This is a genomic window from Roseovarius sp. W115 (genome assembly GCF_032842945.2).
In the GTDB taxonomy this organism is placed as follows: Bacteria; Pseudomonadota; Alphaproteobacteria; order Rhodobacterales; family Rhodobacteraceae; genus Roseovarius; species Roseovarius rhodophyticola.
The window spans coordinates 383121-402632 of record NZ_CP146606.1; the positions used below are offsets into that span (position 1 = coordinate 383121).

Sequence of the window (19512 nt, forward strand, 5' to 3'; positions counted from 1 at the left end):
TCGCACAGCGTTCACAGGGCCTCATAGCATAAAACAGAAGTTTTGAAACCGCTTGATGTAAGCGCTTGCATAAATTATGTAAGCGCTTACACGGAGCTTGTGTGATTCTGCTCCAATGTCATTTGGGGCGTGTATGCGACAGGCCTTTTAACGAGAAATAAGGAACGGCCCTCCATGCCTCGCGAATATCTTAAAAAAGCAACGCTGACGTCCAAGTCTGATGCGTCCGAAGTTCATGCCACCGTGCAGGGCATCCTGTCCGACATCGAAGCGGGCGGGGACGCAAAGGCGTTGGAATATGCTGCGAAGTTTGACCAGTACGAAGGCAACACCCTTCTGACGCAGCAAGAGATTGACACGGCTTGTGAGCAGGTACCGGACAAGCTTAAGGCGGACATCCAGTTCGCTCATGACAATGTGCGGCGCTTTGCGGAAATGCAGAAGTCGACCGTGGCGGATGTCGAGATGGAAATCCTGCCGGGTTTTGTTGCGGGGCAAAAGGCCATTCCAGTGGACGCTGCCGGATGCTACGCGCCCGGTGGCCGCTATAGTCACATCGCCAGTGCCATCATGACCGTGACCACAGCCAAGGTCGCAGGCTGCCGTCATATCACCGCCTGCTCGCCCCCACGCCCCGGCGTCGGCATTGCCCCGGCGATTGTATACGCCGCCCATATCTGCGGTGCGGACAAGATCATGGCCATGGGCGGGGTTCAGGGCGTTGCGGCGATGACATATGGCCTCTTTGGCCTGCCCAAGGCCAACATCCTGGTGGGACCGGGAAACCAATTCGTGGCCGAAGCCAAGCGCATTCTGTTTGGCAAGGTTGGCATCGACATGATTGCCGGGCCTACGGACAGCCTTATCTTGGCTGATCACACAGCCGACGCTCATATCGTGGCCACTGATCTGGTGAGCCAGGCCGAACATGGCTACAACTCACCTGTCTGGCTGGTGACAGACCAACGTGACCTGGCCGAGAAGGTGATGGAGCTTGTGCCTGGCCTAATCAAAGACCTGCCCGAGCTTAACCGCGACAACGCTTTTGCCGCATGGCGCGACTATGCAGAAGTGATCATCTGTGCCGACCGCGAAGAAATGGCAGCTTGCTCCGATGACTACGCGCCAGAGCACTTGACGGTGCAGGCCGAAGACCTTGATTGGTGGCTCAACCGTCTGACCTGCTACGGCTCTCTGTTTCTCGGTGAAGAAACCACCGTATCCTACGGCGACAAAGCCACCGGCACCAACCACGTGCTGCCCACATCAGGGGCTGCGAGCTATACCGGTGGTCTAAGCGTGCACAAATACATGAAGATCGTCACCTGGCAGCGCGCCACACGCGAAGGATCCAAATCCGTGGCCGAAGCCACCGCGCGCATCTCGCGTCTGGAGGGGATGGAAGGACATGCCCGTGCGGCGGATGTGCGTCTGGCCAAATATTTCCCCAAAGAAAACTTCGATCTAAGTGCCGATGGGTGATCCCGAACAAGACCCACGGGATCTGTTTGATCTGACAGGCCATGTGGCTTGCGTGACCGGCGCAAGCTCGGGATTGGGGCGTCGCGCCGCTGTGACCTTGGCCGCTGCCGGGGCTTACGTGGTTGGCGTGGCACGGCGCAAAGAGGCGCTGGAGGATCTTAAAGCGGAAGTTGGCGTCGGCATTGAAACGGTCGTCGCAGATGTGTCGAACAGGGATGATCTCGACACCGTCGTGGCGAAGATCGCAGCGCCCTTTGGTGCACCTGACATTCTTATTCATGCAGCCGGAATCAACACCCGAGAAGCTGCCGATGATGTCACGGCGGAAGGATGGGACCAAACGCTGGCGCTGAACCTCTCGACCCCCTTCTTCTTGAGCCAAGCCTTTGTGCCGAAAATGAAATCCAAGGGTTGGGGCCGCATCGTCAACTTCGCCTCGCTGCAGACCACGCGCGCCTTTCCCGGCGGCATCGCCTATGGCGCATCCAAAGGCGGTATCGCCCAGCTCACCCGTGCCATGGCCGAGGCGTGGTCATCGCATGGCATCATGGCCAATGCGATTGGCCCCGGATTTTTCCCAACCGAATTGACCCAAGCCGTATTCGGTGATGCCGACCGGGCCGCGCGCAACGCTGCGCAAACCTGTGTTGCCCGCAACGGAGAGCTGCGCGACATCGACGGGCCGCTACTTTTCTTGTGCTCAGAGGCCTCTGGCTATGTCACCGGACAGGTTCTCATGGTCGACGGGGGGTTCACCGCGAAATGAAGGCGCTTGTTTATGACGGTGTGGAGCAGATGGGCTACCGGGACGTTGCTGATGCCGCGCCACGTGACGGAGAGCATCTCATCCGTGTCGCCGCCGTGGGCATTTGCGGCTCTGACATGCATGCCTATCTGGGTCACGATGATCGCCGTCCGGCCCCTCTGATACTCGGGCATGAGGCGGCAGGCGTGATCGTTGGAGGCCCGCGTGCAGGAGATCGCGTCACCATCAACCCACTGGTCACGTGCGGCACATGCCCGGCCTGCACATCGGGTCGCGAAAACCTGTGTCCAACCCGGCAGATCATCTCCATGCCACCGCGCGAAGGGGCCTTTGCCGAGCTTGTCGCGATGCCGGAGCAGAACCTTGTCACAGTGCCGGAGGACACAGCGCTTGATAAGGCCGCTTTGGCTGAGCCACTGGCGGTGAGTTGGCACGCCGCACGTCTGGCGCTGGAGGCCCTGCATCCGTCTCAGGATCGGCGCGCTTTGGTTATCGGCGGCGGGGCGATTGGTCTCGCCGCAGCGCTGGCGCTCGAGGCCATGGGTGTTGATGACATCACCCTTTCGGAGCCGAACGATGCGCGGCGCAATTTCTTGCAGGATACGTGCAACCAAAAGGCCATCGCACAAGCCGAGGGCACGTTTCCCATCATCATCGACGCCGTGGGCTATGCCGCAACCCGTGCGGCCGCGTCTGCGATGGCAGAACCCGGCGGTGTGATCGCGCATGTCGGTCTGGGCGAGGATGCCGGGGGTCTCGATGTCCGACGCATGACCCTGCAGGAGATCACCTTTATCGGCACCTATACCTACACAGCCCAAGATTTCCGCGACACGGCGCAGGCCATTTTTGACAGCCGCCTTGGTCCGCTCGACTGGTTTGACAAACGCACTCTATCCGATGGTTATCAAGCCTTTCAGGATCTGCGCGCAGGCCACGTCGCACATCCGAAAATCGTACTCTATCCCGATCAATAGCATGTAACGCCACACAGCGCCGAGGCGCTCCAACCGAAAGGCTAACTCAGATGAATATCGACAAGAAGATCGTTGATGATCTTGTCGCCAACGACATCTCCTTTGTCACCACTGTGCCCTGCAAGCAGCTCGCCGGTGTGATCGAAGAGGTCGAGAACCGCGACGGCATCTATCACATTCCTTCCAACAAGGAAGACGAGGGCATGGGCCTGTGCGCCGGGGCGCATATGGGTGGTAAACGCCCGGCCATCATCATGCAGAACACGGCGATTGGTGTGACGATCAACACGCTGGCAACGCTCATTCAGTATTACCACATGCCGCTTCCGATGATCATTTCCTATCGCGGCGAGTTGCGCGAACCGGTGGCCTGTCAGGTGGAAATGGCGGTGCACACCAAGGCGCTCTTGGCACAGCTCAACATCCCGACCTACCACTTCCACTGGCAGCGGGACGTCGAAGAGTTCGACAACATTCTGAAATACACCTTCATGTGCAACAAACCTGTGGCCATCTTGACCGATGCCAACTTCTGGGGAGGCTATGGCGACCAATGATCCGTTCTGAAATTCTCAAAGAAATCGCCCCGATCCTGCGCGACCAGCTTGTCGTCTGTAACATCGGCATTCCCTCCCAAGAGCTTCATGCGATTGATGACCAGCCGACGAATTTTTACATGCTGGGCACGATGGGGTTGTCGTCCTCGATCGGTCTTGGCCTTGCTTTGGCGCAGGACAAAACCGTGATCTCAATTGACGGGGATGGCTCGGTTCTGACCAACCTGTGCACCCTGCCCACGATCGCGAACAATGTGGCCGACAATTACATCCTGATGATCATCGACAACGGCTCTTATGGCTCAACCGGGGATCAGCCGACCTATACCGGCAAGAAAACCTCGCTAGCGGGTATGGCCCGCGCGGCGGGTTGCGAGAATGTGGTCGAGGTGCAGGACGTCGACACTGGCAAGGCTCTGCAAGAAGCCATTGATAGCAAGAAAATGACCGTGATGGTTGTCAAATGCGACAGCGGCAATGCCAAGATGCCGGTGATCACCATGGATCCCGTTGTGATCAAGCATCGGTTTATGGAAGCCGTGAAGGCCTGAGGCGGCCCTTGCCGGAACGAAAGAGCCCGCAGCGATATGGCTGCGGGTTTTCTTTTGCAGGTGCTTCTCAAGCCCTGCCGGGCTTTCGGCGCGAAGAAGCCCGTGAGGGCTGATAAGCGCGCGGGTCAGTGACCTGCGAGATGTGGGATGGCGGTCGCAGCGGCCTGAAGCTTGCCGACAAGCTCGCCGATTTGGTCTTCGGTAATGATAAAGGGCGGGGCGAGCAGGACATGATCGCCCAGTTGCCCATCGCGCGTGCCGCTCATGGGGTAACAGATGAGCCCCGCTTCGAAAGCCGCCTTTTTGAAGGTCGCAGCAGTTTTGAGGATCGGATCAAACGGTGTCTTGCTGTCACGATCTTCCACAAATTCCAGCCCTAGGAATAACCCCCTGCCCCGGATGTCACCGACATGAGGATGCTGACCAAAGGCCTCGCGCAGTGCTGTCATAAGCTGCTCTGATCGGGTGTTTACATTGGCAATAAGGTCGCGGTCGAACATGGCATTCACCACGGCCAAACCTGCCGCGCAGGCCGTGGGGTGGCCAAGATACGTATGGCCATGCTGGAAAAAACCCGATCCGGCCCCGATAGTGTCGTAAACCTGTTTGGTGCAGAGCATCGCACCAATGGGCTGATATCCAGCCCCTAACCCCTTGGCGATGCACAGGATATCGGGCGATATACCGTCCGCGTCACAGGCAAATAGGTGCCCTGTGCGACCCATACCGCACATCACCTCATCAAGGATCAAAAGCACGCCGTATGTGTCGCAAATCTCGCGGATGCGCTTGTAGTATCCTGTGATTGCAGGAACCGCGCCCATCGTTGCACCCACCACAGGTTCTGCGACGAACGCCATCACCTGATCAGCGCCCAGGCGCAGGATTTCATCCTCAAGCTCCTGTGCGGCGCGCAGGCCATAGTCCTCGGCGCTCTCTCCCTCGGCCCGGTCAACATACTCATAACAGGGCGCGATGTGGCTGACATCCACAAGGATCGGCTCGAACTGTGCCCGCCGCCATGCATTTCCGCCCGTGGCCAGTGCGCCCAAGGTGTTGCCATGGTAACTCTGCCGTCTCGCGATGAGATGCTTGCGTTGTGGCTCACCGTTTTCGATGTGAAACTGCCGGGCCAGTTTAAGCGCGGCTTCCACAGCTTCCGAGCCTCCAGATACAAAGTAAACCCGGTCGAGATCCCCCGGCGCATATTTGATCAGCAGATCAGCCAGTTCTTCGGCGGGGTCGCTGGTGAAAAATCCAGTATGCGCAAAAGCGAGCTTTGCAACCTGATCCTGAATGGCCTTGATGATCTCCGGATCACCGTGGCCAAGGCAAGACACAGCCGCCCCTCCAGAGCCGTCGAGATACTGTTTACCCGCCTCGTCGGTGAAGTAGCAGCCCTTGGCCGACACCGCCTTGACCGGCGGGGCGGTGATTTGACGAGGAAAGACATGGCTCATGAGGGTCATCCATCCGATGCTGTAAGAGATGTGTAATTTGAGCCTAAACCCGGTTGTTCCAGACTGCAAAAAGCAAATGAAACATAGTGCCACGGCTCACCTGTGGTCGTTCAACCAATGCAAAAAGAGATTGCTGTCAGGAAGCCCATATTCATATGTGACCTGCATCACCCTGCGCTTGCCGTCATGAGACGTCACCAACTGTGCTGAAGCCACACGTCACGCCCGATTTCATGCGGTAACGCTTTCGCGTGGTCCAGTCTATGTCACATCCTTAAAGACACATGGGCCATTGCCACGCAGGGCGCCTTGATGAGCCTAGCTCTCGATAGAAAACCGGCTATTCCATCTTCATGGCTTCGGTTTCGATGTTGATATCAACGATATCACCAACAAGTCCGTTATCGACAGCGTAGGTCATGCCAAATTCGCTGCGCTTTATCGATGCCGTCATGGACAGGCCCAAAACTTCGCGTTTGTGACCAAACGGGTATTCCCCGACTTTATTAAGCTTGACCGTTAAGGTTACAGGTTGGGTCTGTCCCAAAATGGTCAGATCCCCAGTCACGGTTCCCGAGTTCTCTGTCTCAGGCTCACCGCCCGTTGCGACGAAGGTGATTTGAGGATGTTCGCTGACATGCAAAAAATCTTTGTTGCGCACATGCCCGTCACGCGCCTCGTTAAATGTATTGACGCTGTCCGCCTGGATGGTGACATTCACATCCTTCAGCTCCTGCGTTTCGTCATCGTAAGAGAAGCTTCCCGTCACGTTTGGAAAAATGCCGAGCGTTTTTGCGTAGCCAATATGATCAACCTTAAAGTAAATGGCCGTATGGGTCGGATCGAGTTCATATTGGGCCATGTCGGCTTGCGCAGCAGAGGCGAGTGTGGCGAATACGGCAAAAGCAGCAACACGTTGCATGATATCTCCTATGGTCAAATGCAAATCGGTTCAGCGCAGGCTTGCCTTGAACAATTTGCTCCCTATGACAAAAGCTAGAACAGTGAGGCCGAGTGTAAACCTTTGCACCAAGCTTGTTTGTCACAATTTAGCGAGTTTTGCAGGATGACTGGCAAAGACTTCCACCTTGATCTGCCGACCTGTCGTCGCGGGGCTTTTGCCGTTCCTGGGGACATCAATACGCAAACAGGTGGTTATAGGTATGATCGCAAGCTGGTTGATGGGCTGCGTGCTTTGGGATGGGACATCACACTTCTGCAACTTGGGACCAGCTTTCCAAACCCCACATCTCAGGACATGCGCGATGCGGAAAAACAATTGGCCGCCCTGCCCGAAGACTGCCCTGTTATCATAGATGGTCTTGCACTGGGCGCGTTTGATCCCGCTGTGCTGGACGCCGTGAACGCCTCTATTGTCGCTTTAATCCATCACCCCTTGGCGCGCGAAAACGGGCATTCAGCTGAGCAGCGCGCGCATTTCTTGACATCGGAGCGTCAGAACCTCGCGCGCGCGGTGCATGTTTTAGTGCCAAGCCCGCACACCGCTAAGGTTTTGCATGCGGACTACGACGTTTCCACATCTCGCATCACCATTGCGCGGCCAGGCACAGATCGCCCTCTATCTACCGGCGTGAAAACCGACCCTCCTTTGATCCTGTCCGTGGGCATTCAGGTGTCACGCAAGGGCCATGACGTACTGTTAAAAGCCTTGGCGCGTCTCACTGCACATACGTGGACAGCCATCATAGCAGGAGGCGCTTTTGATCCCGATCATGCAGCAGAGCTTGCACGCCTGGTGAACGAGCTTGGCTTGAGCGATCGCGTGAAGATCGTGGGAGCTGTCTCGGACGAGACCCTGTCGCACCTATATGGGCAAGCCAGCCTCTTTGCCCTTGCAACGCGCTACGAGGGCTATGGCATCGTCTTTGATGAAGCGATGGTGCACGGCCTGCCGATTGTCACGTGCCGGGTGGGTGCTGTGCCGGATACGGTGGCCCCAGACGCCGGACGGCTTGTGCCACCCGATGATCCATTGGCGTTCGCTGCCGCACTCGAAGATCTTCTCGACAACGCGCATGAGCGGCGTGAAATGGCGTCCGCATCTGCGCGTGCCGGTGCGGCATTGCCGACATGGGACGACACAGTCAAAATCGTGGATGAAACACTCCTGCGTGTCGCATCGACCCAAGTGACAAAGGTCTGAAACCATGTCGGATCATGACCTTTCGGTGGCAATCAATCTGGCACAGGAGGCTGGCGCGCTTTTGCTTGAATACTGGCATGATCGCGCGGCCCTCTCGGTGTCAACCAAAAGGGCGGGTGATTTCGTGTCACGTGCGGATCATGCGGCAGAACACCATCTGCGCACGGGTCTTCTGAATGCCTTTCCTGAAGATAGCTGGCTTGGTGAGGAAACCGGGGCACGCGCGGCCGGCGCGCGTCGATGGGTCGTTGATCCGCTGGATGGCACCACCAACTTTCTGCGTGGCCTTGGGCATTGGGCTGTCTCCGTTGCGCTGGAAGACAACGGCGTTCTGACTGTTGGGGTGGTACACGATCCGCTGCGACGGGAAACGTTTTCCGCACGCATCGGCCAAGGCGCATATCTCAACGGAGTGCCAATGGCCGTGTCTCATACATCTCTTATGTCAAACGCGCTTTTTGGTACGGGCGTTCCGTTTGGAGGTATGGCGCATATTCCCGATCATGCCGCAGATATCGCAAATCTCATGCCACATTGTGCCGGTATGCGGCGGATGGGTGCCGCGGCTCTTGATCTGGCCTATGTGGCGGCTGGGCGGCTTGACGGGTTTTGGGAAAGACGACTGCAACCATGGGATATCGCAGCGGGATTACTCTTGCTGCGCGAAGCCGGTGCACAAGTCGAGGGCTGGAATGTGGCGGAGCGCCCTGAAGACAGCGGCACAGTGATTGCCGCCACGCCACGGCTGTTTCCCGCCTTCGCGACAATTCTGCGCACTGGATCACCAGAGACTTGACTCGGGCATTGCTGTGCTAAGTGGTCAAATCTATGATGAATTCCATGATCTGTCTCTCATTTCCCGCACGATCCCAGATTGTCAGCCGGAGCGTCTTTTAACATGACGGCAATGGCTCTTTGGTGTGTTGGTCAGGCACAGGCCGCAATACGCCCTGCAAGGCAAGGAGAGGGTCTTCTCGTTAAGACGCTCTTTTCCGGTATTAGCCGCGGTACGGAGCGGCTTGTCTTTCAAGAAAAGGTGCCCGAAACAGAATATGCGCGCATGCGCGGCCCGGCGCAGGAGGGAGACTTTCCGCATCCTGTAAAATACGGGTATTGTGCTGTCGGCCGTGTGATGGAAGGGCGTTTGGAGGGTCAGTTCGTTTTCGCGTTGCATCCGCATCAAACGATGTTTCGCGTGCCGGAAGGGATGCTGAACCACTTGCCCGAACGCCTGCCGCCAGAACGCGCCATACTTTCGGCCAATATGGAAACGGCGCTTAACATATTATGGGATGCCAAGGCTGGGCCCGGTGACAAAATTGTGATCGTCGGCACCGGCGTCGTCGGTGCACTAACAGGCTATCTTGCGGCAAAACTGCCTGGTGCGGAGGTGACACTTTTGGATATCAACCCAGATCGCTCGAAGATTGCGGCCCAGTTGGGCTGTGACTTTGCCACACCCGATGATGCTCCGGGCGACTGTGATGTTGTTGTGCATCTTTCCGCCTCAGCCGCCGGTCTGGAAACCGCCATCCGCAGTGCCGGTGACGAGGCCACGATTGTCGAAGCAAGCTGGTATGGAACCGGCACCACCCCCGTGCCCCTGGGCGGGGCGTTTCACAGCCGCCGATTGCGGTTGATCAGCTCTCAGGTTGGCAAGGTGCCGACCGCGCAGCGTACGCGCTGGAGCTACAAAAGGCGTATGGCAAAGGCGCTTGAGCTCCTGTGTGATCCCGCTCTTGACGTGCTGATCTCAGGCGAAACCGGATTTGATGATCTACCCGCGCAATATGGCGCGATCCTGTCTGACCCGGAGACGCTTTGCCACCGTGTCCGCTATTCTCCAACTTAAGGAAATCATATGTTCGCTGTTGAAGTTCGTGACCATATCATGATTGCGCATTCGCTTCCTTCCGAGGTCTTCGGACCAGCGCAGGGCATGCATGGCGCAACGTTTACCGTTGATGCGGCGTTTTTTACGGAAGAAATCGATGACCATGGCCTGGTTGTAGATATCGGCCTTGCAACCGAGGCACTGGCCGATACGCTTGCGCCTTTGCGCTACAAGAACCTGGATGAAATCCCTGAATTCAAAGGGAAGTTCACCACCACAGAGTTTCTGTGCCACCATATCTTTAGCCGTCTCGCAGATCAGGTTCGCACCGGCAAGCTCGCCGATCATGGAAGGGTCAAACGCCTGCGCATTTCGCTCCATGAAAGCCATGTCGCGCGCGCATGGTTTGAGGGAGATATCTAAGTATGGGTTTTTCCGCCGATTGGTTGGCCCTGCGCGAGCCTGCGGACCGGGCTGCGCGCGATGACCACCTGTTGCGGCAAGCGGCAAGCCTGGCCGGGGACAATCCGGTGATACTTGATCTGGGGTGCGGCACAGGCGCGACCGCACGCGCGCTCTCGGGGAGTCTACCAGACACGGCGCAGTGGCGCCTGCTCGACAACGACCCGATCTTGCTCGACAAGGCCAATGCTGAAGTTGGCACTTCTGCTGAGACATGCCTGATGAACCTCGCTGATGTAGAGGCGTTGCCGCTGGACGGGGTGACATTGGTTACCGCCTCGGCACTTTTGGACCTGGTATCAGAGGCATGGTTGAGCGCGTTCGCAAAGCGTCTCAATGTGCCGTTTTATGCGGCACTCAGCTATGATGGCCTGATGCGCTGGACCCCTGCAAATCAGACCGATGAAGCCATCACCACAGCTTTCAATCGCCACCAGCGCACTGACAAGGGGTTTGGCCCTGCCCTTGGTCCGGACGCGGCCCTCCGCGCCGTAGAGATTTTGCGCGATGCAGGTTGTGACGTTCAGACCGCCAACAGCCCTTGGAAGCTTGGGCCAGACATGGCAAAGCTGCAGAGTGAGCTTGTCGATGGTATTTCACAAGCTGCCTGTGAAGCTGGTGCGCGAAACACCGAGACGTGGAGCCGTTCACGGCGTGAAGGCGCTCAGAAAAGTCGCTGTGTCATCGGCCATGTCGACATCCTCGCCACGCCCGGTATCAAGTTCTAAGAGATGAGTGACATGCAGATAGAGATGACGCATAAAATCTGGAGCCACCTGCTGCATATCCGGCATGGCACCGTCTGCACATGCGGCGACAGCTGGAGCTGTGGAGAAAAGGCCGCGCTTGATCTCTATTCACCACTGGCCAGACGCGATCAGGGCCCTTTTGCGGTTGCTCAGATTGGTCAGTCCCTTGATGGCCGCGTGGCGACTGTGACCGGGGATGCGCGGGATGTGTCGGGACCAGACGGGCTTGCGCATCTGCACCGGATCAGGGCGCTTGTGGATGGGGTTATCATCGGCGTGCGCACCGCGCTTCACGACTCCCTCGCCTGACCGTTCGGCTTTGCGAAGGTAAGAACCCGGCGCGTGTGGTGATTGATCCGAATGGTCGTTTGCCTGACGATGCCGCGCTTTTACAAGATGACGGAACACGGCGCATCATCGTCCAAGCCGTTGACCGGCCAAGATCAGCGGGGGTCACGGTCGTTCGCTTACCCCTTCGGAATGATGTCATTGACCCGCGCGAAATTGTCTCGGCTTTGCGTGACGAAGGGTTGTCAACGCTTCTGGTCGAGGGCGGCGGTATTACCATTGCCAGGTTCCTTGAGGCCGGGCTTTTGGACCGTCTGCATGTCGGAATTGCGCCGCTTCTGATCGGAGGTGGCCCTCAGAGCCTCACGCTCTCAAAACCAAGCGAGTTGCTCGCCCATGCAATCCGGCCCGAAATGCGGGTATTTTCGCTTGGAACAGACGTGATGCTTGATTGCGCGATGCAATCCTGACGCATTTCGCGATAACCCTGACCCAAAGATAAACGCGACACATAGTTGGTGCACGCATTTCGTCATTCGCCTTGTTCAAGTTTCAGGCGATGTCGGCTTTGAGCGGACGCTCTCGTTCAGAGTCGGTCTGCCGGTCTTCTGGAATGTCAAAAAGGCCATTTGAAATCGACCAGCGGCTTAGTTTTGGCAACGTGGTCACGACAGCAATCGGAATGGCAAGGCTCAGCGCGATCAGCATGGGCGCGCCAAAGATAAGCGCCCAAGGCACCAGAACAGCAAGCCAGACCGTAAGCGCAAGACCGGCCAGTGTCTGTGGCCACAGCACACGGGCGGCCTCTGTCCACTCAAGCCTGTCGCGGTGCCGTTGCTGCGCGTCCCAGCCGACGCGGTGGTTGAAAAACAACCCCAGGACAAACACGCTGAGGCCAAAGGCGACAATGGGTGCCATCAGCATTGAGACAAGGATTTCGACAAGACCGCTAAGGCTTACAAGACGTCGACCTCCGTAAGCATCCGCACGCGTTTTGTTGACGAGGATCTGAGCCAAACCCATCATTTTCGGCATCAAATTGAGCACCAGCACAATCGCAAAAAGGCTCAAGCCAAACCAAAGCGGCGCGCCGACGACCTGCGCTGGCATGGCGGCCAGACCCGCACCCAGGAGAACAAAAAGCATCCAGGCGGGCGCTGCGAGATACATTTGGATAGCAAGGTACAACTGCACACGGCTGGTGAGTGTCAGGCCCGGCAACCCAAGCAGTTTGAAATACTGCATGTTGCCGTTGCACCAGCGAAGCTCCCGGCGAATGAAGTCCGCAAGGCTTGGTGGATTTTCTTCGTGGCTGTCGCTTTCCTCAGCCAGAACCCGGGTTTCAAACCCAGCGCGTCGCATCAAGGCCGCCTCAAGCTGGTCATGGCTCAGGACATAGCCCGAAAGCGGGCCCTTGCCGGGCAGTTTCGGAAGCATGCAATGTGCATGAAACGGCGCGGTTCGGATGAGGATATTGTGGCCCCAGTTTGGCCCACAATCCGCCTGCCACCATGCCGCGCCCAGAGTATAGGACCGCATGCCATGCCGCATACCAAACTGAAATGCGCGCGTGAAAAACGTCTTTGAAGGCAACCCTGTGACCAAGCTTTGTAGCATCCCGATTTCAGGCGATACCTGCATCACTCTGACAAGGCGCAAGACGGTTTCCGCTCCCATCACACTGTCCGCGTCAAGTGGCAGGAAAAAGTCATATTCCGCGCCACTGCGGTCCAGAAACTCAGCAATGTTACCGGCCTTGTACCCGGTATTTTCGCTGCGACGATGATAGTGAACCTTGATCTCGGGACGTGCCCGTCGCCATTGCGCAACGCCCGCCTCTTCACGAAGTGCGATGGCGGGATTGTCGGTGTCGCTCAGGACATAAAAATCAAAATGCTTCGCCCATGGCGTATGTGCCAACTCGTCTTGCAGCCCGCGCAAGCGGTGCAACGAAGGAGCAGGATCTTCGTTGCGCAACGGCATGACCACAGCAATCCGTGTCGCGATGGGTTCTTGGCCTGTAATCCTGCCAAGGGCAGGATTAACCACGACCGCTGCTTGATCTGAGTGTTTGAGATCAAGCCACAAACCAAGCAGGGCATTCCACATCCCAATCGAAAGCCAGGGCAAGGTCAATGCGTAGGCCACAAGCATCGCCCATTCGATCCAGATCAGACCGCCAAAGGACAAGAAAGTCGTCATCGCCCCAAAGAGCAGCGCCACAGTGATGACATTGGCCGTCAAAACCGCCAAGCGACGACGGCGGATTGCACGTGCATTTGTGTCGCCCGTGTCCACCAGCCGCAAATCAGGTGCGTTTTTCACCTGCGCGCCGTCAAGCGGCACAGTCTCTGCCATAGGCTCTGGTACAAACGGGACGTCCTTCACGGGTCTTCTCCTCGAAACTCACTCCGCTAAAATGTGTCGCACGCGGGGGACGTCCACAAAGAAATCTGTTTGTTACCAATGATAAAGCACTTGTGTGCGCCAATGAGCGGGGTTTTGCGCAAAAGATGTGCAATTTGGCCAGGTAACGCCTATCGCCAACCTCAGGGCCACACCTGAAGGTTGCAGGCGTTCAAATTGAACGAAACGCCCCTCTTCGGATCAGGACTGCGAACTCGGGCCGAATGTTTCGACGTGGATTAAGCCCTCAGGAATGCCGTGCTTTTCAAGACCGGTGCGCAGTTCAGTAACAAACGGACCGGGGCCGCAAAGCATGTATTGCGTCCCTGTTTCGGTCCCCAACGAGACCAGATCCTCCGCCGTGATCCGCCCACACTGGTCAAAGTCTTTTCCGGCCTGTTCGCCCGTACTCGGCTGGCTGAAAAAGATCCGCTTGCGCAGGTTTTTATGCTCCGTGACCAGGGTTTCAACTTCTTGACCAAGTGCTAAGTTACGTTTGTTGCGTGCGCCATGCACGTACCACACCGGGCGTTCGTTGCCCGCCAGGGCATGCAGGATCGAAACCATGGGGGTAAGCCCAACGCCTGCGCTCACCAAAACCAATGGCCCTTTGCCTTCTGGAATGACAAAATCTCCTGCGGGCGGCTGAGCGTCGATGATGTCCCCTTCGCGCAGGTGATCATGCAGAAAACGCGACATAACCCCATAATCTTCGCGTTTTATGGTGAGCCGGTATTTTGCACCATCAAACACACTGCCCGAAAGAGAATAGCTGCGCTCGGTCAGGCTTTTCTGCCCTGGAATCTGGACTGAAATGGGCAGGTGCTGCCCTGGGACAAATGGTTCAAGGGGGCGATCATCAACCGGCGCCAGATAGAATGACGTGATGCTTTCTGTCTCTGCCGCCTTGCGTTCCACACGCAGCTTTCGCACCTGGTCATCGAGCGTCTCCCACCGCAAAGAAATGGCCTCGACGCGGGCAACTACTTTGTCAATCTCAACGGTGATAACACGCCACGCGTCAGGGTCTTGTGCATCACGTGGCGCCCAATCGATTTCCGCGCGTCCGGTGATGTGAAGCAAACCGCCTGTTTCAAAATCAACAAAAAGCAGTCCCACGCGCGGGTCTGATAGAAGGTTGCCAATCGTGTTGAAAAAGTTGTTCCCCGCGTAGTCCGGGATGTGCAGGCGCGTTGGGCTTTCAACATGCACGAAGCCACGCGGCCCACCGCGGTGAGATGCATCAAATCCGTTTGATGCCGCGCCATCCCGACCATGGTGGCCAGATCCAATGAACATCGTATCCGCTTGTGCGATTTGATCAATTTGAGCTGTGTTCAGATGATCCGTCGTTGTTGCAACAGGTTCAGACACGCGCGGTACACGCGTCCATGTCCGGGCGTGAATGTACTGGGGACAGTTGCCAAAGGTCTGTCGCATATCAATCGCGAGACCGTCCGAACCTGGCATGATCTGACCACTAAAACGGTTGCGTCGCCGCGTCGCAAGTTCAATGCCCAAGCCCCCGATATCACCGCCCTCCGCAAAACGTCCAGCCAATGGATCGGTTGGGTCGACCGCAGCGTCCAGAGTTAAACGTTTTGGATCTGGTGACTGGATAAAACCCGCCTCACCATCGACAAGTGTGGTCCAGACCTGACCCTCTGTATCCGCTCCTGACAGCACCACAAACGGCAGCGATGTGTGAAATGCTCGATGCTGCTCAGGCAGGTGGTCTCGTATGAAACCACCCGCCCATTGCGAGACATCGCCCACGCCAGCGCGTTGCTGTGCGGCTTGTTCGCCTGCGTGGAATGGATTTAATGCGGCATGTTTCATGGAAGGCACTTTTTTCTGAGCGCGTCAGAGTCATAGGGGCTCGACCGCAGGAGTATCCTCAAACCAAATCCGGAATTGGAGAACTGGCCATAGGCACAAAGCCAGGTTGGTCTTCAATACGGTTCAGCCATGCGCGAATATTGTCATATGGGGCAAGGTCCACACCCCCTCTGGCGCATGCGCGATGTAGCTATAGCCTGCCACATCCGCGATGGTGATCTGATCCGTGGCAAGCCATGTGCGGCCTTCAAGATGGGCGTTCATGATCTTGAACAGCTCATGCGCCTTCTGCACCGATGCAGTATGGTCAAGCGGTACTCCGAAGAGTTTCACCAGCCGCGCGGCACAGGGTCCGGAGTAGATGTTATCAGCGGCAATCGTCAGCCATCTTTGCACTTCTGCGGCATTCTTTGGATCAGTTGGCAGCCAGTGCGTGTCTTTCGCATAGGTCTGCACCAGATAGATAAGGATCGCGTTGCTGTCGGCCAGGGTATAACCGTTGTCGTCGATGGCAGGCACCAAGCCAAAGGGACTGATTCTGAGATAGTCAGGGGCCTTGTGCGCACCATTTGCCATATCAAGGTCAATGGTCTCATATGCCAGACCAAGCAAAGCCAGCATGAGTTCGACCCGGTGGCAATGGCCGGATTTGGGATTGCGGTACAGCTTGATTGGGGTCGTCATAGAACGTTCCTGTTTGACAAAGAGAAAGGCTAAAGGTCCAGATCCGAGAGACCTGGGTGATCATCCGGGCGACGCCCTAGAGGCCAGCGAAACTTGCGGTCTTCTTCGCGGATGGGCAGTTCGTTGATGCTTGCATAGCGATGAGCCATGTAGCCATTTCCATCGAATTCCCAATTCTCATTGCCATAAGCACGGAACCAGTTGCCGCTGTCGTCATGATATTCGTAGGCGTAGCGCACAGCGATGCGATTGCCTTTGAAGGCCCATAACTCCTTGACCAGACGATAGTCCAACTCCTTGTTCCACTTGCGTGTCAGGAACTCGGCGATCTCTTTGCGGCCTTGCGGAAATTCAGCGCGATTGCGCCACTTGCTGTTGGGCGTGTAGGCCAGCGCCACCTTATCGGGGTCACGACCGTTCCAGCCATCTTCGGCCAGTCTTACTTTTTCGCGTGCGGTCTCTTCCGTAAATGGGGGAAGCGGGGGGCGCGGGGCATCATTTTGCATTGCTGTAGTCCTTCCGACAAACGAACCATCTAGGTTGGTGTGTTTCCCGAAACCTTAATTTGCTTTAAAATTCGAATTAATATACTGAAATCAAAATATACTATTTTGTATTTTGATAATAATAGGGTCCCCTTGTGGATAGACTGCAAAGTCTTGAGGTATTCATTGCTGTTGCCGAAGCAGAGAGCTTTGCCGAGGGCGCGCGCCGCATGGGTCTTAGCGCCCCGTCGGCCACGCGTGGCGTGAACGCGCTTGAAGACCGTCTCGGCGCCAGGTTATTCACCCGGACAACGCGTCGCGTGCGGCTCACAGATGTGGGCCAGACATATCTTGAAGATGCACGTCACATCGTGGCGCAGATTCAGGCCGCCGATGACGCTGCTAAAGGGGCCGCCGTCAACCCGGTTGGTCAATTGCGGATCACCTGCTCCAACGAATTTGGGCGCATCTACGTCACGCCGATCCTGACCGAATATCTGGACACATACCCGGACGTTTCTGTGGACGTCGTCATGGTCGACCGTGTGGTGAACATGGTCGAGGAAGGGTTCGACATAGCTGTGCGGATCGGGTCCCTGCCGTCATCCGGCCTGACGGCTGTCCGGGTCGGCACTGTGCGGCGAATTGTATGTGGAGCGCCGGCCTATTTTGAACGCTACGGCCGGCCAGAATTACCTGCGGACCTGGCGGATCATAGAATCGTTGCCGCCACTCCTGTAAGTCCGGCATTGGAATGGCGCTTTGGGCACGATCTCTCTGACGTCGTCCGCCTCAAACCCCGGATGCGACTCAGTAGCATCGCTGCCGTAAGGAGCGTTGCAAAGGACGGTTGGGGCTTAGCGCGGGTGCTGTCATACCAAGTTGGGCCCGAGCTACAGGAGGGAAGTTTGCAATGTGTTCTGGAAGCCTTTGAACCAGCGCCATTGCCGATACATTTGGTTCATATCGAAGGTCGCCGCGCACCGGCCAAGATCCGTTCCTTCATTAACTTTGCAAGCAGCCGCTTACGCGCACAGCGTGTTTTAATGTAGCGGAACGGTTCGGACAAAGTTCGAACCCAGAGCGCGCTCAAGTAGCCGGAAGATGTCGCGCACTTGAAGTGGCGGAGACGAAGGGATTCGAACCCTCGAGACGGTTTCCCGCCTACTCCCTTAGCAGGGGAGCGCCTTCGACCACTCGGCCACGTCTCCGTTGGCGTGTCTATGGTCCAGATCGCTAGAAAACAAGTGGAAATTTCAGGGCACCACCCTGTGGCGCCAGGACGCCGTCAGGTCCGGAGAGGTTTCGGTTGATTAACTGCAGAATTTCCGGTTAAATCCAACATGATGAAAATTTTGCAGTAATTGGAGTCAATGCAGGATTTCGGAGCAGCTTTTAGCCTGGCCTTTGAGCTTGTAATGCGTGCGGACCGCGATCTGGTTGAGATCGTCTTGCTGTCTTTGCGTGTCAGTCTCAGCGCGGCTTTGCTGGCTTGTCTGATCGGATTGCCGTTGGGGGCGTTCCTTGCCGCGGCGCGGTTTCGCGGACGTGGGGCCGTGATTGTGACGCTCAACGCCTTGATGGGCTTGCCGCCGGTTGTGGTTGGTTTGCTGGTGTATCTTCACCTGTCACGCGCCGGACCTCTGGGCTTTCTTGGATTGCTCTACACGCCCACGGCCATGATCATTGCGCAGACCATCCTGATCACGCCCATCGTTGCCGCATTGTCGCGGCAGGTTCTGGAAGATCTGAACGCCGAATATGCCGAACAGTTTCGGGCCTTTGGCCTGAGCCGTTGGCAGTCGATGCAGGCACTGTTGTGGGATGCGCGCTATGCGCTTGTGACTGTGTCGCTGGCGGGTTTTGGACGGGCCATCGCCGAGGTGGGCGCGGTTATGATTGTAGGTGGCAATATCGATCACGTGACGCGTGTAATGACCACGGCTATCGCGCTTGAGACGTCACGGGGAGAGTTGGCGCTGGCTTTGGCGCTTGGCCTTGTTCTCATGGTGCTGGCGCTTAGCATCAATGCGGCGGTTCAGGGCGTGCGCATGAGCGCGGAGAGACGAGCCTATGCGTGACACTGTCGTACAAAGCTCGGTGCCTGCGCTTCACACCGAAGGCCTTCGCCTTGAGGACGGCAATCATTGCCTTCTCGATGACATAACCCTGCGTTTGTGCGAAGACGGTATCACCGTCATCATGGGCCATAACGGAGCAGGCAAAAGCGTCTTGCTACGTGTTCTTCACGGGTTGATCCCGCCCAGCGCAGGACGCATCACCTGGCGAGGAGATGCTCTGACGCCAGAGATCACGCGGCGGCAGTCGCTTGTGTTCCAAAAGCCGGTTTTGCTTCGGCGGTCTGTTGCGGCCAATATCGACTTTATCTTGCGGGCGCGCGGTCTGCGTGATGAGGCTCTGCGCTGGGATGCGTTGCGGCGTGTGGGTCTTCTGGACATGCGTGATCACCCGGCGCGCCGTCTTTCCGGCGGCGAACAACAACGGCTCGCCCTTGCCCGCGCGCTGGTCACATCCCCAGAGCTTTTGATGCTGGACGAACCGACGGCCAATCTCGACCCCGGCGCGACACAGATGATTGAGCGTATTGTTGCGGAGACGGCCGTCCAGAACACCAAGGTGATCTTTGTCACCCACGACATCGGTCAGGCACGCAGATTGGCAGATGACGTGGTCTTTCTGAACAAAGGTCGGTTGGCCGAACACAGTCCGGCTGCGGCTTTCTTTGATGCTCCAAGGAGCGCGGCAGCGCAGGCCTATCTGTCGGGCGACATTCTCACATGACATCCC

Annotated in this window: 21 protein-coding genes and 1 tRNA gene; 15 read left to right on the forward strand and 7 right to left on the reverse strand. The window is 57.1% G+C overall.

What is annotated here, in order from left to right; genetic code table 11:
* Nucleotides 1–174 precede the first annotated feature (174 nt).
* The 5 genes from hisD to comE are packed head-to-tail and all read left to right on the forward strand — an operon-like array spanning nucleotide 175 to nucleotide 4333.
* Nucleotides 175–1482, forward strand: a complete 1308-nt coding sequence (hisD, locus tag RZS32_RS01925; protein WP_317055352.1) for a histidinol dehydrogenase — start codon at nucleotides 175–177, stop codon at nucleotides 1480–1482.
* Nucleotides 1475–2248: an SDR family NAD(P)-dependent oxidoreductase gene (locus RZS32_RS01930; RefSeq protein WP_317055353.1), complete on the forward strand. Its 774-nt coding sequence runs from the start codon at nucleotides 1475–1477 to the stop codon at nucleotides 2246–2248. The genes hisD and RZS32_RS01930 overlap by 8 nt, the downstream gene beginning before the upstream one ends.
* A complete protein-coding gene (locus RZS32_RS01935; protein ID WP_317055354.1) occupies nucleotides 2245–3225 on the forward strand; it encodes a zinc-dependent alcohol dehydrogenase in 981 nt (326 codons plus the stop codon). The genes RZS32_RS01930 and RZS32_RS01935 overlap by 4 nt, the downstream gene beginning before the upstream one ends.
* 50 nt (nucleotides 3226–3275) lie before the next feature.
* The gene (comD, locus tag RZS32_RS01940; protein WP_317055355.1) at nucleotides 3276–3782 is read left to right on the forward strand and encodes a sulfopyruvate decarboxylase subunit alpha; all 507 of its coding nucleotides are present in this window, start codon (nucleotides 3276–3278) and stop codon (nucleotides 3780–3782) included.
* Nucleotides 3779–4333 carry a sulfopyruvate decarboxylase subunit beta gene (comE, locus tag RZS32_RS01945; protein WP_317055356.1) on the forward strand — a complete coding sequence of 185 codons (555 nt, stop codon included), beginning with the start codon at nucleotides 3779–3781 and terminating at the stop codon, nucleotides 4331–4333. Before comD ends, comE begins: the two co-directional genes overlap by 4 nt.
* Before the next feature lie 125 nt (nucleotides 4334–4458).
* Here the strand turns inward: comE and RZS32_RS01950 are convergent, their stop codons facing one another.
* Together RZS32_RS01950 and RZS32_RS01955 are read right to left on the reverse strand one after the other, a co-directional pair.
* Complete coding sequence (locus RZS32_RS01950) at nucleotides 4459–5793, reverse strand: aspartate aminotransferase family protein (RefSeq protein WP_317055357.1); 1335 nt, start codon at nucleotides 5791–5793, stop codon at nucleotides 4459–4461.
* Nucleotides 5794–6133: 340 nt separating this feature from the next.
* Nucleotides 6134–6715, reverse strand: coding sequence for a YceI family protein (locus RZS32_RS01955; RefSeq protein WP_317055358.1), 582 nt, complete (start codon nucleotides 6713–6715; stop codon nucleotides 6134–6136).
* Between the two features lie 144 nt (nucleotides 6716–6859).
* Between RZS32_RS01955 and RZS32_RS01960 the strand changes: the two genes are divergently transcribed.
* The 7 genes from RZS32_RS01960 (at nucleotide 6860) to RZS32_RS01990 (ending at nucleotide 11760) form a co-directional block, all read left to right on the forward strand.
* Complete coding sequence (locus tag RZS32_RS01960; protein WP_317055359.1) at nucleotides 6860–7957, forward strand: glycosyltransferase family 4 protein; 1098 nt, start codon at nucleotides 6860–6862, stop codon at nucleotides 7955–7957.
* A 4-nt stretch (nucleotides 7958–7961) separates the two neighbouring features.
* On the forward strand, nucleotides 7962–8753 hold the full coding sequence (locus RZS32_RS01965; protein WP_317055360.1) for an inositol monophosphatase family protein: 792 nt from the start codon (nucleotides 7962–7964) through the stop codon (nucleotides 8751–8753).
* A gap of 102 nt (nucleotides 8754–8855) precedes the next feature.
* Nucleotides 8856–9809, forward strand: a complete 954-nt coding sequence (locus RZS32_RS01970) for a zinc-dependent alcohol dehydrogenase (RefSeq protein ID WP_317055361.1) — start codon at nucleotides 8856–8858, stop codon at nucleotides 9807–9809.
* 9 nt (nucleotides 9810–9818) lie between these two features.
* The gene (locus RZS32_RS01975; RefSeq protein WP_317055362.1) at nucleotides 9819–10214 is read left to right on the forward strand and encodes a 6-pyruvoyl trahydropterin synthase family protein; all 396 of its coding nucleotides are present in this window, start codon (nucleotides 9819–9821) and stop codon (nucleotides 10212–10214) included.
* A 2-nt stretch (nucleotides 10215–10216) separates the two neighbouring features.
* The gene (locus RZS32_RS01980; protein WP_317055363.1) at nucleotides 10217–10981 is read left to right on the forward strand and encodes a class I SAM-dependent methyltransferase; all 765 of its coding nucleotides are present in this window, start codon (nucleotides 10217–10219) and stop codon (nucleotides 10979–10981) included.
* A 12-nt stretch (nucleotides 10982–10993) separates the two neighbouring features.
* On the forward strand, nucleotides 10994–11311 hold the full coding sequence (locus RZS32_RS01985) for a dihydrofolate reductase family protein (RefSeq protein WP_339106779.1): 318 nt from the start codon (nucleotides 10994–10996) through the stop codon (nucleotides 11309–11311).
* Between the two features lie 38 nt (nucleotides 11312–11349).
* Nucleotides 11350–11760 carry a RibD family protein gene (locus RZS32_RS01990; RefSeq protein WP_317055365.1) on the forward strand — a complete coding sequence of 137 codons (411 nt, stop codon included), beginning with the start codon at nucleotides 11350–11352 and terminating at the stop codon, nucleotides 11758–11760.
* 82 nt (nucleotides 11761–11842) lie between these two features.
* Here the strand turns inward: RZS32_RS01990 and mdoH are convergent, their stop codons facing one another.
* The 4 genes from mdoH to RZS32_RS02010 all read right to left on the reverse strand — a co-directional run bounded on the left by mdoH (nucleotide 11843) and on the right by RZS32_RS02010 (nucleotide 16725).
* Entirely contained in the window at nucleotides 11843–13678 is a 1836-nt protein-coding gene (gene mdoH, locus RZS32_RS01995; RefSeq protein WP_317055366.1) for a glucans biosynthesis glucosyltransferase MdoH, read from the reverse strand.
* 219 nt (nucleotides 13679–13897) lie between these two features.
* Nucleotides 13898–15535 carry a pyridoxamine 5'-phosphate oxidase family protein gene (locus tag RZS32_RS02000; protein ID WP_317055367.1) on the reverse strand — a complete coding sequence of 546 codons (1638 nt, stop codon included), beginning with the start codon at nucleotides 15533–15535 and terminating at the stop codon, nucleotides 13898–13900.
* Between the two features lie 123 nt (nucleotides 15536–15658).
* Entirely contained in the window at nucleotides 15659–16219 is a 561-nt protein-coding gene (locus tag RZS32_RS02005; protein ID WP_317055368.1) for a glutathione S-transferase family protein, read from the reverse strand.
* A gap of 29 nt (nucleotides 16220–16248) precedes the next feature.
* On the reverse strand, nucleotides 16249–16725 hold the full coding sequence (locus RZS32_RS02010) for a nuclear transport factor 2 family protein (protein WP_317055369.1): 477 nt from the start codon (nucleotides 16723–16725) through the stop codon (nucleotides 16249–16251).
* 134 nt (nucleotides 16726–16859) lie between these two features.
* On the opposite strand from RZS32_RS02010, the gene RZS32_RS02015 reads away from it, so the two are divergent.
* On the forward strand, nucleotides 16860–17756 hold the full coding sequence (locus tag RZS32_RS02015) for a LysR family transcriptional regulator (protein ID WP_317055370.1): 897 nt from the start codon (nucleotides 16860–16862) through the stop codon (nucleotides 17754–17756).
* A gap of 69 nt (nucleotides 17757–17825) precedes the next feature.
* On the opposite strand, the gene RZS32_RS02020 is transcribed toward RZS32_RS02015, so the two are convergent.
* Nucleotides 17826–17915, reverse strand: a tRNA-Ser gene (locus RZS32_RS02020).
* A 162-nt stretch (nucleotides 17916–18077) separates the two neighbouring features.
* Between RZS32_RS02020 and RZS32_RS02025 the strand changes: the two genes are divergently transcribed.
* Both RZS32_RS02025 and RZS32_RS02030 read left to right on the forward strand, forming a co-directional pair.
* Entirely contained in the window at nucleotides 18078–18785 is a 708-nt protein-coding gene (locus RZS32_RS02025) for an ABC transporter permease (protein WP_317055371.1), read from the forward strand.
* On the forward strand, nucleotides 18778–19506 hold the full coding sequence (locus tag RZS32_RS02030; RefSeq protein WP_317055372.1) for an ATP-binding cassette domain-containing protein: 729 nt from the start codon (nucleotides 18778–18780) through the stop codon (nucleotides 19504–19506). The genes RZS32_RS02025 and RZS32_RS02030 overlap by 8 nt, the downstream gene beginning before the upstream one ends.
* Nucleotides 19507–19512: the final 6 nt, after the last annotated feature.